The organism is Rickettsia sp. (assembly GCF_965035265.1).
Window position 1 is genome coordinate 1 of the sequence record NZ_CBCDJS010000021.1, and the last position, 14994, is coordinate 14994.

Consider the following 14994-nt stretch of genomic DNA (forward strand, 5'->3'; position numbering starts at 1 on the left):
AAACTTCTGATGCTTCCTTTTGGCTCCTTCCTTTCTTTAGGTAATTTATTACTTTCTTCCTTAAATCTTCACTATATGGACTTGTTGACATTTTTCCTTGTATATTATCTTATTATTGCACCTAATACTATATGATTTACTATATATCTTAGCAAAATACGGTAGTTTTGATTCCACTGCAAAGAACTTTTTCAAGCACTCTACAGATTTAAAATCTGTGATACCATAAGGAGCGTATTTTGTTTTTTGTCCTTGCCATGTCATATTTTCACCGGAATAATTAATCTCCCACCAATTCCGCCCTATAATGTGAGAGGTATTATTGTCAAAAGCTGCAACATTTTGAAAATTATAAAACCTTACTAATTTCTGTAAATATTTTGCTATTAAATCAGCTTCTTTTATATCTAAGTCCCTTTCATTAACCGCTATTAATAACTCAAGAGTAGTTTTCGGGAGAAGATTTTGTAAGATAAGTAAATATACAAAATTATAATTAGTGGAATTTAGAAACTTCTCTAAACTTTTTGCATTCGATTCTTGCAGTTTCATTTTTCGAGCAGTTTGCTCTACTCGTGAGTCTAGGACAGAACATAATTTATGCCACTGATTCGGCAGCGAGCAATCTCTTGCTATAGCTGTTTCTGTTAAAAGTAAAGTTATAATTATAATCAGAAAACGCATAAAATTTATTTTATATTATTTGGTATAATAACTATTGCATCGGATACGGGACGCACAGTGTGTTCGCCTAAAGCTTCATCTTCATCTCCTGTAACGTTGTTTATAATTTTTCCGTCCATAAATAATGTAGAAGAACCGCCGCCGTCTAGATTAATTGCCGATTCACATCCAAGACTTAACATATAATCTGCAAGTTCTGTTTTAGTTAATCCTATCACAGTATCATTTACAAGATGTTTTTCTAGAATCTTTAAAGCTTCGGGTAGCGTTAATTTCTCAAAAGTTACTCCTCTTTCTTTTCGTAGAATTGATCTAGCTTGTGCAAGTTTAAGGTCTTTTACGTGTTGCTTATAAATATGTTCGGCTACGACTATAATTATAGTACCGTCCTTACGCGCTCCAAAAGCAGTGCGAGCATGAGCCGGATCATCGTCCTTTGGATTATCTACAACATTTTTAGCGTTTTGAACCAATACGGGAATACCGGTTACTACTGAAGCAGTTTTGCTTAAATTTATAGGCTTAGCGTCTTTATCGATAAATTCCAAATTTAGCTTTACAGAATCATTTATATTTACTGCCGGCAAGCTTATTTCTTTTGGAAAAGATAATACAAAACCCTTTTGTGGAATTTGATTATCCCCATGATTACTTATTTTCGTAACAATAAAATCCCGGTCAACTAAAATTTCTTTGTTAGTATATGGCGTTAATGTGGAGGATGCCCAAACATTATTATAGAAAGTAATATCTTTCGAGTTTGAAAAATAATTAACTTGATTTGGAATAATAGATTTATCACCTATTTCTACTGAAATTTTTGCACTAGCCTTGGTAATTTGAATATTATCTTGATCTATGATTAACAAGCTTTGCATCTGTTTTCTAAGACTAAATAGCTTGCCTCCAATCATTAAAGTAAGGCTTGGTCTACCGTCATCGCTACCTGCAATCTCAAAGAATCCGGCATTAATAGCAGCTATAGCATTGGTGCGGTGTGCAATAGCATCTACTGTCTCTCTGCCTATAACCTGATTATGTGCTTTAACTAATTTTAACCCAAAATTCTTAGGATCAATAGTTAACACATGAATCACATGCTTATCTTTTTCATAACGATTATATGTTAAACCTGTATGTTCCTTTGCATATATTTTAAAACTGATTATTAAAATCACGCATAAGTAAACTAATCTAATCATATTGTTTTACCTTTATTTCTTATCTGTTTGTCTGCTTATGAAATCATCTATAACATCCAATAAATCTTTATTGGGAGGAGCAAAGCTATTAGCCATAAAAACAAAAGCTTTTTTATGATGCGGCTGCTTCAAATTATAGCCGCATAAACAACTTATTCCAGACATACCGCCAGTCTTTGCAATAATATCATTTGAGAGTTCGCTGCGGTTCTTAAGCGTAGAATTCTCTTCACCAGCTTTTGGTAAAGCTGTTACAAATTCAGGAATGGTATATCCTTTTTTTAACAGTGCAAAAAGAATTATAGGCTGAACACGGTTATACCTAGAAAGCCCTGATCCATCCACAAATAACGAATCTTTTGCATCAATTCCAAAATGCTGCTTAATTAATTGTTTTATAATATTACTCCCTTCAGCCCAATCTGTAATTTCTTGATTTGAGCTATAGTTAATTACTGTCAAATATACACTATCCAGCACTAAATTATCAGAGCTTTTCATTGCCGGTTTCATTATTTCCTTAAGAGGTAAGGATTCAATCTGACCCATCAATTTAAAGCCATTATTTATTTGATATGAAAGCTTAACAATTTGTATTTTACCTTGAATATTAAGTATTTTAAGTATTGCTTTTATCTTTTTTACTGTATACTCATCATGATTTCTAGGAGCAAGTTTTAATTCTATAAGAGCATCTTTTATATTAATATTCCCTGTAACATTAATCACTTCACCATCCCATAATAATTTAATCGATGACGCTTGATCATTTGTTGTAACATTTGAGCGAATATCATAATCTAAATCTGCAAAAATTTTAGCAAGCTTATTTAGCTTATTAGGCGTTACTTTTATTGATATAAGATTTTGATCAATATTTATAGAAGATACAGGAGGTGAATAACTTCTACCTATGTCATCTATCATAAGATTAGGTGAATATGGAGATACTTTAAAAATGGAACTATCTAAAATGATATAACCATTAATTTTTAAGTTCCGAAAGGGCTGCAATATATTTATTAGTTGCTGAGAAGTTAATGTAGGATCTCCAGAGAATTTAATCACTACATCCTGAATCAATTTACCTTTTTTATTAATTAATAACTCAGTCTTATATTTATATTCAGGCGAGAGAGTTTTAAATGCAACAAGAGAAGTTACAATTTTTTGGCAACTAGCAGGAGTAGCATATATCTCTGAAGCATATTCTTTATAAATGTAGTCATTTTGTATATCCCCTATAACATAAGAATAAAATCCAGGCTTCTTTTTGTACAACTCTTTATAATGATGGGAAGTACAACCTGTTACTAATATTGATAAAATAATAACAAAATATAGTTTTAAATTCATAGCCTATTTTTACTTTTTTTACAATAAAATTTAACCATAATCCATCTTTACTTGGAGATACTTTACTTCTTGTATCTTCTTCCGTCCATATTCTAACTATATCAAAAAGCCCGTCAAAATAAGGTTTTATTGTATCTTCATTCATATTATAAAAATCTCGTTCATTAGCTGACATCTGATCTGATCCATGTTTATAAGAAGCATAAAAAATCCCCTCCGGCTTTAATGCAGCGTGAATTTTTTTATAAACATTGGTTGTTTCATTATGAGGTACATGAAGGAGAGTTGCTTGAGCCCAAACACCATCAAAAGACTCCTTAAAATCGATATCTTGAAAAGTTGAGTGCAGTACATTTATTCCGGTTTCTTTTGTGGCTAATTTAACCATTTCAGCGGAAGCATCAAAAGCGGTGACTTGATAGCCTTGACTTAAAAAATATTTTGTATCACGACCAACCCCGCAACCTGCATCCAAAATATGAGCTTTATTTGGTAAATAGCTAGTAAATACTTTATAATTATCAGATAAATCTGCATTGATTGTTCTGTTATAAAACTCTTGAGCATTATTATTATAATATTGTATATTTTTCATATATTTTATACATTTGTTCCCAACTGTTAGTATATTTATACTAACCAAATAATAAAATACAAATAGAAAATATGGATAACTTCGGCATTGCCTAGAAAAAGTTGTTTTATGGTGTAGTTTAGTCTTCCGATGTCATTCCTAGCTCAGCATTGTTGCGTGGATACCCGAACCGTCATTGCGAGGAGCGAAGCGACGTGGCAATCTAGAAAAAGATTAAAAAAATTCTGTAAATCAGAATTTTTAATTGGATTGCTTCGTCGAATTACTACGTAATTCTTCTCGCAATGACGGAAAATCGAACCACGCAACAATGCCTCGTGGGAATGACATAGAAACTTTAAATCAACTCTTTTTAGGCAATACCATAACTTCTATTATATATTTTACATTGACTATTAGATTTAAAAATGGTCTACTTATTAAGAATAAGATTAAGGTTTATATGACAAAAAAAATAATATTTGGAATAGCTATTTTACTTAGTCTGAGCAGCTTTGCCAATAGTGTAGCTTCTGACGGCTCAAAAAAAGATGGAGCAAAAACTAGTGATGTTACAACACAAAAAATTATAGATGATTTCTCTACTTACGCAGGTACTATCAAACCGGAAATACGTGAAGAAATACAAAAATATAGAGTAGAAATAGTCAATATTAACAAAGAAAAACGTGAATTATATAATAGCCTTTCAAAAGAAGCTCAAAATTTTTTAGCAGAGCAGCAAAAATATAAACAAAAGCTTTCCCTCTCTAAACTACCGGCAGAAGACGATCAAAAAAATAATACCGCTAATTCTGATGCTAATAAGAATACAAATACAAAATAGCGTTGTTGCATGGAAGAGTTTTTCGTCATTGCGAAGCCACGAAATGGCTGTGGCAATCTCATGAAATAATAACAAACTCCTGAGATTGCTTCGTCAATTACTTCGTAATTTTCCTCGCAATGACGATTTTGGTATCTATACAAACAACGCCATTAAATAACAGCTTATTCACTCTTTTCATAAATCTGCTCTACTACACCGTCAACACCCATTAAGAAAGTATAAACCTTTAATTGGGGGAATTTTTCTTTGATTATGTTACGTGCTTTATTTAAAATTTTTGTATGTTCTGCCGTTTCTTTTTCACGTGTTTCTAAATATTCTTGACCTACAAGCATCTTATAAGCTCCACAATCTCTATGGTCAAGGAATACAATTTGTTTAATATTATGTAACTGCTGTAAAATTCCTATTGTATCTTCTATTGTTTTCCCCCAGTAAGTATATTTCTCGTTGACGAGTGCAAGCGATGCACCGGGCAGTGATACTTTATCAAAATTATCTTCTAACCCTAACTGTTTCATTAATTTATCGGTTTCATCTATTAACCTAAAATCTACACAGCTAATTAAAAGAGTAGAGGCTTCGTTTAATGTTTTTAAATGTTCTTTACTTACCTCTACCTTTACAACTTTCTTATCGGCAATTACATCCTTGTTAGCAGCGTAAAGATTTAAGCTAGACACCATAATTAATCCCAAAATTACATATTTTACATATATCACAAAACTATCCTATTTAAAAATATTTCTTACATGCTTTAAAATAAGAATGACCTGTGATGATTGTTAGAAAAGCGGCAATCCACAAAATTATTTCTCCTACTATATCTAAATAAATAATGCCTGAACCCTTTGAGCCCAATATTAATATCGATAAAGCAAACATTTGTAAAAAAGTTTTTACCTTAGCAAGCCTTGATACAGGCACACTAACTTTTACTAGAGCTAAAAACTCTCGAAGACCGCTAACTAAAAATTCTCGTGCTAAAATCAATAAACACGGTATTTCATCTATATTATCTTTTTTTAGTAGCATTATGATAACACAACCTACGAGTAGCTTATCTGCTATAGGGTCAAACATCTTACCAAAGCTCGTAACTAAATTATATCTTCTTGCAATATAACCGTCAAAGAAATCCGTAATACTAGCTAAAACAAATAATAATGCCCCCAATTTACGTGCAAGCGGATTATTTACGTAAAATGCCAATATAATAACCGGAATTACCATTATTCGAGCAATAGTCAGATAATTAGGTAAATTTTTATCTATTCTCATTAATTAATTATCGTCAATAAAATATTTTCTATTGATTTAAAAGTTGTAGAAATTGGCGTTTGATGTGATCACCACGATTTCTAAATAATATATTATTATATTCAGTAAAGAAATTATTAGTTTTTACTAAAAAATAACAATTTTATAACGAATAGCGGATTATGCAATAATTCGCTATTCGCTTTAGTTAAATTTATTAATATAATATTGTTGGATTATAGATAGAATATTATTCCAAGACCAATATATTAAAAGTCCTACAGGAAAACTACTAAACATCACTAAAAAAACTAACGGCATAAATTTCATTACTTGAGCTTGCACGGGGTCCGCAGGTTCAGGACTCATTCTTTGCTGTAAGAACATAGTATTAGCCATTAAAATAGGCCATGCTCCAATCATTAAAAATGACGGCGGCGAGAATGGTAATAAGCCGAATAAATTAAAAATAGTAGTAGGGTCAGGTGCGGACAAGTCTTTAATCCAGCCATAAAACGGAGCTTGTCGCATTTCAATAGTTACATACAATACTTTATATATAGAGAAAAATACGGGTATTTGAACAAGTATAGGCAAACAACCTGCTACCGGATTTACTTTTTCTTTCTTATATAAAGCCATAATTTCTTGATTTAAACGTGCTTTATCATCACTGTATAAATTTTTTATCCTATCGATTGCCGGCTGTAAATTTTTCATTTTTTTCATCGAACGATAAGATTTATTGGCTAAAGTGAACATTAGCAGCTTAATTATAACCGTAACGATTAATATACTAATCCCAAAATTACCGACATAACCATAGAAAAAATTCATGGCGTAGAAGACCGGTTTAGTAATTACATAGAACCAACCGAAATCAATAGCTCTATCGAATAGTTTAATATCATATTGTTTTTCATATTTATCAAGCAAGTCTACTTTTTTTGCTCCGGCAAAAATTCTGCTTTTAATGGAAAAATTTTCGCCGGGTTTTATTATTTGTACCGGTGAAATAAAATCTACTTGATATTTTTCAATGCCTTGTTTAAGAACATAATTAAAATTTGAACTATAATTACTTGATTTATCGGGAATTAATGCAGACAACCAATATTTATCGGTAATTCCTATCCAATCAACCTTACCTGCTGCAAATTTCTCGCTTTTCTTATCTTTAATATCATCATATGAATATTCTTTAAGGCTTTCATCTATACAACCGATAGGTCCTTGATGTAATATATTCACCACTTTTTCAACAGAAGTATATTTACGGTTTATTAAACCGTAAGATTGCACAGGAAGTTCTTCATCGCTATTATTAACGATGGTTTGTTCTATAGTAAATAAATAGTTTTTATCAACCGTGATAGTAACTAAAAACTTAACTCCGTCTTCATTAACCCAAAATAAATTAACGGGCTTTTCAGGACCTAATATTTCACCGTCGCTATTCCATATAGTATCGTTATTAGGAAGTTTTGCACTAGATAAATTACTAACTAAGCCAATTTCGGCAAAATAAGAATTCTCGGTATTAGTAGGTGAAAATAATACCACATCAGGGCTATCTTTAGATAAATCTTGCTTATATTTTTTTAATATTAAATCATCAAATCTAAGCCCTTTTAATGAAATAGAACCGGTGAGCGATTCAGATTCTATTTTAATACGCTGCACCCCCTTTTCTTCTTGAACAACAATATCAGATGCAGGTTCGACTAAAGCTTTTAACTTTTGCTTCTTTAAATTTTCTGCTTTCTGCACTGCTAGTTGCTGTTGCTGTTTTTTTTGTTCAGGTTTTACGACAAAATATTGCCAACCGAAAATTATACTTAAAGATAGTACAATAGCGGCTATTAAATTAATTATATTATTATTCATTCCTAGGTCTTAAATTTTCATATTTTTAAAGCTTTAAGTTTTAAAGCATTTAGAGAAAATAATCAAGTAGTATATAATACTTCTTTTCTTTCAAAAGTAGTAAATATCCAAGATGAAAGGCTACTTCCATCTTAGGCTCTGTGAAGATTTCTAAAAAGATTTAATTTATTTTTACTACTCTTCATTTTACTTCGGATATATTATACCACTCCTACATTCTGAAATATTTTTAATTTAAATTCAGGAAGTATAGAAATTAAATGTTCAGAAATATTGTCTTGTATATTTTCATAACCTACTAAATTCACTTCTTTAATGAAGATATATATTTCTATAGGCAACCCGTTAATTGTAGGTTCAAGTTGTCTTACTAAAAAAGTAAATCCTTCGGTATAAACTGCCGGATTATTTTTTAGATATTCCTGAACGTATAATTTGAATAGCTTAATGTTAGTTAAATCTTTCTCTTCTTTATCAAGAGTGATTCTACCTATTACATCATTTGATATATAAGGAGATTTTTTTAGTTCTTTTAAAATAGTAGCGTCACAGAAGTTAATAGTTGCCATATTAATATTAAACACTCTCTTTACCCTTCTTGCTCCTGATTCACTAATTCCTCGATAATTAGTTACGTTAGAATTTAAAATGCTGTAAGTAGAAACTGTAGAAATAGATTGATCAAAATTCCTAATTGTTACTACAGAAATAGTAATTTTTTCAACTGTTCCTTCAATTTCCCCTATACGTACCCAGTCTCCAATATTAATAATTTCTTGAGTAGTTAGTTGTAAGGTTGCAAGTAATCCTAAAACAGTATCTTTGAAAACAAATGTTAAAATAGCTGCGGCTGCACCTAAACTTGTTAAAAATGTACTAAGCGAAATATTTAATACATATGAAATAGTTACCATTACAGCGATAATTATAACAATAATTTTTAGTATTTGAAAATATAAGCTAAGCGGTGCATTTTTTGTAACGGCTTTGATCCTATTGTGATACAGATCTGCAAAAGCATCTATAAGCGTTAATAATAACATCGTCACAGATATACTAGTATATAAGATTACTATAGTATCTTTGATTCCGAGTAATACATGTGCTTTAAAAGAAGTAGGATGAAAAATATTTCCCCAACATACAAAGTAAATTGCTAATAAAGTGTGTAATAAATAACGAAATATAGGATATTTTTTTAGTATCCTTTCATAATCATCATAATGATGCCTAGTTAAATAATTTTTTACAGGAATAAAAATTAATCTTTTAATTAGAAATATCACCGGTATAAGAGATACTAACATAACAAACAATAATACTAACTCCGTACTTGAGGTATGATATAGATCCATTAAATATTGCATATTTTACCTATCATTATTATTATAAAATATAAATCTTTTTTATTATTACTAAAAATTTTATTTTTATCAATAATTTTAACTCAAAAGAACTAAATAACTTATTTATCTATGACATTTCCTAATATTAATCCAATTATTTTTGCTATAGGTCCATTTGCTATATCTTGGTATTCCCTTTCATATGTAGTAGGAATTTTGCTAGGCTGGTTTTATGCAAATAAAATTATGGAGGAATTTAAGCCACAAATTACCAAAAAAAATCTAGAAGATTTCATTACTTATGCCGTCATAGGAATAATAGTCGGAGGTAGATTAGGGTTTGTTTTATTATATAACCCTTCTAGATATTTTTCAAACCCAATAGATATTTTAAAAACTTATGAAGGCGGGATGTCTTTCCATGGCGGAGCTTTAGGAGTAATTATTGCTGCTTATTTGTTTTGTCGAAAATATAAAATTAATTTTTTAAGTCTCACGGACATAATAGCACCGGTAGTACCTATCGGATTATTTTTAGGTAGAATCGCTAATTTTATTAACGGCGAATTATATGGACGTATTACAAATTCTTCTTTTGGTATAATTTTTCCAAATAGCGATTTGCAGCCCCGTCACCCTAGTCAACTATATGAAGCTTTTTTTGAAGGTTTGGTATTATTTTGTATTTTAGCTTATTTTGTATTTAGATATAAATCGCTTAATAAACAAGGTTTAAATTCCGGTCTATATCTAATGTTTTATTCTCTTTTCCGAATAATTATTGAGATATTTAGAGAACCCGACATACAAATCGGGTTTATTTTAGATAGCTTAACTATGGGACAAATTTTATCTGTACCGCTACTTTTGCTAGGCGTTTATTTAATAATTAGGTCTAAGAGGTTACTATCTTGAATTCCCTTTATCTTTATTATTAGATTTTGTAACTAATCTTTTAAATCGGTCTACATAACTTTTAGAATCTGCCGATTTTTGAGTTGATGGTTTTTTAAGATTATTTATCATTGATCCTACACGATTTAACATTGCCTGCATATCCCTTTTTGGTTTTGTAGGTTTTGCTTGCTCTTTTTTTTGCTTGTTCCGCCATTGCTTTTGCTTCGTCAGCATTAGCAGGCATGTTCATTCGATTCTGGAACCCACCGGGACCGGGTTGAGGTCCTCTAGGTTGTGGTTTTTTTGCTTGTTCTGCCATTGCTTTTGCTTCGCCGGCATTAGCAGGCACGTTCATTCGATTCTGTAACCCGCCAGGTTGAGGTCCTGTAGGTTTTGCTTGTTCTTTTGCCCTTGCTCTTTCGTGTGCTTTTTCCAACGCTGTTTTTTCTTTAGAGATAATATTTAGCTTTTTATATTAACATTACTTAACTAGTATAGAAGCAAAAGTTTAAATTAAGATATTAAATATTAATTTTTTGAAATTATTTTTATTAAATTGATGTAAATATGTAAGCTCAAAAACAAAATCATTTTGAAATAAGATTAGTATCCTTTTATAATCTTATAAATATTATAAATTTAGACATAGAAATAAATGTCAATCGAATCCAAAATAAGACAATTAATTGATCAAACAGGATATATTACTTGCGATGTTCTTATGCAGGAGGTGTTAAACTTAAATCCTACTTCCTATTATAAGCAAGTAAAGACGCTAGCTAGCGAAGGTGATTTTGTTACGGCCCCTGAAATTTCGCAACTATTCGGTGAAGTTATTGGCTTATGGTGTATCAAAGAGTGGCAAAGAATCGGTTGCCCAAAAAGTCTTAGTTTAGTAGAGCTTGGTCCTGGGCGAGGCTTATTAATGCGTGATTTACTACGTACCGCAAAATTAGTACCGGAATTTTATAAAGCTTTATCGATTGAACTAATAGAAATTAACCAAAATTTTATTGCTCATCAAAAGTCTAATTTACAAGATACTAATTTACCGATTAAACACCTATCATTTGTAGAAGATATACCCAAAAAACCTACCATAATAATAGCTAATGAATTCTTTGATGCTATGCCGATAAAGCAATATATTAAAGTCAAAGAATTATGGTATGAAAGAATATTTGTGGTACAACCAGTAGATGGAAGAATTAAATACGACAAAATGAGCGTTAATAAGCAATTACAAGAATATTTACAGCGAACTCATATTGAAGCAAAAGACGGGGCAGTACTTGAAGAATCTTATAAATCGATAGAAATTATAAAATTTATAGCTAAACATCTAAAAAAACTGAGCGGCAGCTGCCTTATAATAGATTATGGCTATGATATATCTCCAGATAACAGAACTAGATATCAATATAATCCAACTCTGCAAGCAGTTAAAAATCATAAATATTGCTCTATACTTGAGGGCCTTGGAGAAGCCGATTTATCGGCACATGTGGATTTTTACGCATTAAAGACGGTAGCTAAAAATAGTAGTATGAATGTAATAGATACAATATTGCAACGAGATTTTTTAATAGAAAACGGAATCTTATTACGTAGTAAAACATTGCAAGGCAAGCTTAACGATGAGCAAGCACAAATAATAGAAAAGCAAATAGAACGACTAATATCCCCAAAACAAATGGGGACATTATTTAAAGTATTACAGCTAATGAATTAATCTCAGTTCTGTGTCTTGATTATAAATGGACAGCTTAAGTCGCCTTCTTCACATTTCAGCATAGCTTCAAATTCTTTGATACGCTCTTCGGTTTTTCCTGTAAAACACATAAGCAGTATCATTGGATATACAGAACCGCCGTAAACCCCGGAACTCTGAAACTCACATTCAGCATCTCGGTACTTAATCCATAAATTTTGGGATTTTTTAAGCAAATTAACTTTTTCTTGTTCGTCTGAAATATGCTTTAATATTTCTTGATATATTTGATTTAGTTTCTTATCAACTTTCTTATATTCTTCACCTGCACAATAATTCATATCACCTTGTGTTAGGGCATTGTTGCAATCAACAGCAAAAGCATAAGATATTGAACTAAGAAATAGCCAACAGAAAATAATTGCTTTTTTCATTATTTTACCATTTTTAGAAATAATTAATTAATATATAACCTCTAAGAATCACACACCATGACGTTCTGCAATTAAAGTTTTTATCTTACCGATAGCTTTAGCAGGATTTAGGCCTTTCGGACAGGTCTTAGTACAGTTCATAATCGTATGGCAACGATAAAGCTTAAACGGGTCTTCTAAAGCTTCAAGACGTTCCCCCGTATGATCATCTCTTGAATCGGCAATCCATCTATATGCTTGTAGTAAAATTGCAGGACCTAAATATTTATCGCCGTTCCACCAATAGCTAGGGCAGGAAGTAGAACAGCAAGCACATAATATACATTCATATAAACCGTCAAGTTTTTCACGGTCTTTAATTGATTGTAATCTTTCAGAATTTGAAGGAGTAGGGCTATCAGTTTTAAGCCAAGGTTCTATAGATTCATATTGTGCATAAAAATGCGACATGTCAGGCACTAAATCTTTTACCACTTTCATATGAGGAAGCGGATAGATTTTAATATCACCCGATATGTCTTCTATCGGTTTAATACATGCTAAAGTATTTGTGCCGTCAATATTCATGGAACAGCTACCGCAAATTCCTTCACGACAAGAACGTCTAAATGTTAGAGTTGAATCAATCTCATTCTTGATTTTAATTAAAGCATCTAAAACCATTGGTCCGGTTTTACTTAAATCTATCTCAAAACTATCGACAGTAGGATTCTCATCAAGGTCAGGATTATATCTATAAATCTTTATTTTACGAGGCTTTAGCATTTCCCCGTTTGCTTTATGCTCTCTACCTTTTTTTACTACTGAATTTGGCGGTAATCTTAACTCTGCCATTTAAGCACTCTCTTAAAATTTATTTTTAGAACTATACAAAATAATTAGCTAATTCACAATCTTTCATACCTGTTGCGTGGATAGCATTAATGTTATTGCAAGCATTTGCTCAGAGCGTGACAATCCAAAAAAATAATAAAAAACTGGATTGCTTAGTCAATTGCTATGCAATTTCTGTAGCTCAGACGAAAAAACAAACTATATACTAGAATTTTCTTTTTTAGCTTTAGTTGTTTTTGCTTTATCTACCTTAATAACCGGTGAAGTACCGAAAGGAAAGGTATTTTCCTCCTCAGAATCTAAAGACTTACCACTAAGTAAATTTTTAATTTGGTGACCTGATAATGTTTCATATTCTACTAAAGCATTGGCAAGTACGTGTAGTTGATCGATATGCTTAGTTAAAATATTTTTAGCAAAATTATATCCTTCGGTAATAATTTTTTTCACCTCAAAATCTATTAATTCAGAAGTTTTTTCCGATCTCTCATCATTACTTCTTCTAGCGTATAAATCTTCATTGTTAGAGCCATAAAATATCGGTCCAACTTCATCGCTTAGCCCCCATTCCATAACCATAGCTTTTGCCATTCTAGTTGCCATTTTTATATCGGATGATGCTCCTGAAGTCACTTTATCTTCACCAAATATAATTTCTTCGGCTACTCTGCCTGCCATGGCAACCGCAATATCTGCTTTCATTTTATCACGTGCCATGGAGAAACGATCATTTTCCGGTAATCTCATAACCATTCCAAGAGCTCTACCTCTTGGTATAATAGTAGCTTTATGAATAGGATCGGAAGCGGAACAATAGAGCCCTACCAAAGCATGTCCGCCTTCATGATAAGCAGTTAGTTTTTTTTCTGCATCGGACATAGCCATGGAACGACGCTCTACGCCCATTAAAACCTTATCTTTTGCTTCTTCTAAATCCGTCATATCAACTTCTTTTTTGCCGCGACGTGCAGCAAGTAAAGCAGCTTCATTGACTAGATTAGCAAGTTCGGCACCTGAAAATCCAGGAGTACCTCTAGCAATAATTCTAGGTAAAACTTTAGAGTTATATTTTATTTTTTTCAAATGTACTTGTAATATTTGTTCTCTGCCATCAATATCAGGATTAGACACCGTAATTTGTCGATCAAATCTTCCAGGTCTTAGTAATGCCGGATCAAGAACATCGGGGCGGTTAGTAGCTGCAATAATAACAACCCCTTCATTTGTTTCAAATCCGTCCATTTCGACTAACATTTGGTTAAGCGTTTGCTCACGTTCATCATTACCGCCGCCCATACCAATACCTCTATGGCGACCTACCGCATCAATCTCATCAATAAAGATAATACAAGGTGCATTACGTTTGCCTTGTTCAAACATATCTCGCACACGGCTTGCACCGACTCCAACAAACATCTCAACAAAATCAGAGCCTGAAATACTAAAGAATGGCACATTAGCCTCGCCGGCTATTGCTTTTGCTAAAAGGGTTTTTCCCGTTCCTGGTAGCCCTATTAGTAAACAGCCTTTCGGAATTTTACCGCCAAGCTTTTGAAATTTACTAGGGTCTCTTAAAAAATCGACGATTTCTGTTAATTCTTCTTTTGCCTCATTAATACCGGCTACATCTTTAAACGTAACTTTAGGTCCTTTATCTGATAATAATTTAGCTTTAGATTTTCCAAACCCCATGGCTTTCCCACCACCATGCATTTGACGCATAAAGAAAACCCAAACACCTATTAATAAAAGCATCGGAAACCAAGAAATTAAAAAACCTAAAAAGGTATTCATTCTTGTTTCAAGAGGTACGACTTCAATATTAACGTCATTGCTAGTAAGACGATTTACTAAATCAGGATAATCAGGAGCATAAGTGTTAAAAGTAGAGCCGTCATTTGAAGTGCCTTCAATTACTCTACCTTGAATTTTTACTGAATTAACGGTCTTTTCATCAAC

Annotated in this window: 15 protein-coding genes; 3 read left to right on the forward strand and 12 right to left on the reverse strand. The window is 31.9% G+C overall.

The features are described 5' to 3' along the window. Positions 1–60: 60 nt before the first annotated feature. Genes AC1Z7D_RS02385 through AC1Z7D_RS02400 form a run of 4 tightly spaced genes read right to left on the reverse strand, consistent with a single transcriptional unit; the run spans position 61 to position 3837 of the window. Complete coding sequence (locus tag AC1Z7D_RS02385; RefSeq protein ID WP_482601606.1) at positions 61–684, reverse strand: hypothetical protein; 624 nt, start codon at positions 682–684, stop codon at positions 61–63. A gap of 5 nt (positions 685–689) precedes the next feature. Then, entirely contained in the window at positions 690–1886 is a 1197-nt protein-coding gene (locus AC1Z7D_RS02390; protein ID WP_482601608.1) for a phosphodiester glycosidase family protein, read from the reverse strand. 12 nt (positions 1887–1898) lie between these two features. After that, positions 1899–3242 carry a D-alanyl-D-alanine carboxypeptidase/D-alanyl-D-alanine endopeptidase gene (gene dacB, locus AC1Z7D_RS02395; RefSeq protein ID WP_482601610.1) on the reverse strand — a complete coding sequence of 448 codons (1344 nt, stop codon included), beginning with the start codon at positions 3240–3242 and terminating at the stop codon, positions 1899–1901. After that, complete coding sequence (locus tag AC1Z7D_RS02400) at positions 3172–3837, reverse strand: class I SAM-dependent methyltransferase (protein ID WP_482601612.1); 666 nt, start codon at positions 3835–3837, stop codon at positions 3172–3174. The genes dacB and AC1Z7D_RS02400 overlap by 71 nt, the downstream gene beginning before the upstream one ends. Before the next feature lie 442 nt (positions 3838–4279). On the opposite strand from AC1Z7D_RS02400, the gene AC1Z7D_RS02405 reads away from it, so the two are divergent. Further along, the gene (locus AC1Z7D_RS02405) at positions 4280–4663 is read left to right on the forward strand and encodes a hypothetical protein (RefSeq protein ID WP_482601614.1); all 384 of its coding nucleotides are present in this window, start codon (positions 4280–4282) and stop codon (positions 4661–4663) included. Positions 4664–4827: 164 nt separating this feature from the next. Here the strand turns inward: AC1Z7D_RS02405 and AC1Z7D_RS02410 are convergent, their stop codons facing one another. The 4 genes from AC1Z7D_RS02410 to AC1Z7D_RS02425 all read right to left on the reverse strand — a co-directional run bounded on the left by AC1Z7D_RS02410 (position 4828) and on the right by AC1Z7D_RS02425 (position 9180). Continuing rightward, positions 4828–5388 carry a carbonic anhydrase gene (locus tag AC1Z7D_RS02410; protein WP_482601616.1) on the reverse strand — a complete coding sequence of 187 codons (561 nt, stop codon included), beginning with the start codon at positions 5386–5388 and terminating at the stop codon, positions 4828–4830. A 13-nt stretch (positions 5389–5401) separates the two neighbouring features. Continuing rightward, complete coding sequence (pgsA, locus tag AC1Z7D_RS02415) at positions 5402–5947, reverse strand: CDP-diacylglycerol--glycerol-3-phosphate 3-phosphatidyltransferase (protein WP_482601618.1); 546 nt, start codon at positions 5945–5947, stop codon at positions 5402–5404. A gap of 183 nt (positions 5948–6130) precedes the next feature. Continuing rightward, positions 6131–7813, reverse strand: a complete 1683-nt coding sequence (gene yidC / locus AC1Z7D_RS02420) for a membrane protein insertase YidC (RefSeq protein ID WP_482601620.1) — start codon at positions 7811–7813, stop codon at positions 6131–6133. Between the two features lie 200 nt (positions 7814–8013). Further along, the gene (locus AC1Z7D_RS02425; RefSeq protein WP_482601622.1) at positions 8014–9180 is read right to left on the reverse strand and encodes a mechanosensitive ion channel domain-containing protein; all 1167 of its coding nucleotides are present in this window, start codon (positions 9178–9180) and stop codon (positions 8014–8016) included. Positions 9181–9288: 108 nt separating this feature from the next. Here AC1Z7D_RS02425 and lgt point away from each other — a divergent pair, with 108 nt between their 5' ends. Then, the gene (gene lgt, locus AC1Z7D_RS02430) at positions 9289–10074 is read left to right on the forward strand and encodes a prolipoprotein diacylglyceryl transferase (protein WP_482601624.1); all 786 of its coding nucleotides are present in this window, start codon (positions 9289–9291) and stop codon (positions 10072–10074) included. Positions 10075–10174: 100 nt separating this feature from the next. On the opposite strand, the gene AC1Z7D_RS02435 is transcribed toward lgt, so the two are convergent. Beyond that, positions 10175–10411: a hypothetical protein gene (locus AC1Z7D_RS02435; protein ID WP_482601626.1), complete on the reverse strand. Its 237-nt coding sequence runs from the start codon at positions 10409–10411 to the stop codon at positions 10175–10177. A gap of 300 nt (positions 10412–10711) precedes the next feature. On the opposite strand from AC1Z7D_RS02435, the gene AC1Z7D_RS02440 reads away from it, so the two are divergent. Then, on the forward strand, positions 10712–11788 hold the full coding sequence (locus AC1Z7D_RS02440; RefSeq protein WP_482601628.1) for a class I SAM-dependent methyltransferase: 1077 nt from the start codon (positions 10712–10714) through the stop codon (positions 11786–11788). Between the two features lie 2 nt (positions 11789–11790). On the opposite strand, the gene AC1Z7D_RS02445 is transcribed toward AC1Z7D_RS02440, so the two are convergent. From AC1Z7D_RS02445 to ftsH, 3 genes are all read right to left on the reverse strand, one after another. Next, entirely contained in the window at positions 11791–12108 is a 318-nt protein-coding gene (locus AC1Z7D_RS02445; protein ID WP_482601634.1) for a lysozyme inhibitor LprI family protein, read from the reverse strand. 141 nt (positions 12109–12249) lie between these two features. Further along, positions 12250–13035 (reverse strand): succinate dehydrogenase iron-sulfur subunit, encoded by a 786-nt coding sequence (locus tag AC1Z7D_RS02450; RefSeq protein ID WP_482601630.1) that lies wholly within the window; start codon positions 13033–13035, stop codon positions 12250–12252. 198 nt (positions 13036–13233) lie between these two features. After that, positions 13234–14994: ATP-dependent zinc metalloprotease FtsH (ftsH, locus tag AC1Z7D_RS02455; protein ID WP_482601632.1), on the reverse strand; the 1761-nt coding region annotated here is incomplete at its 5' end.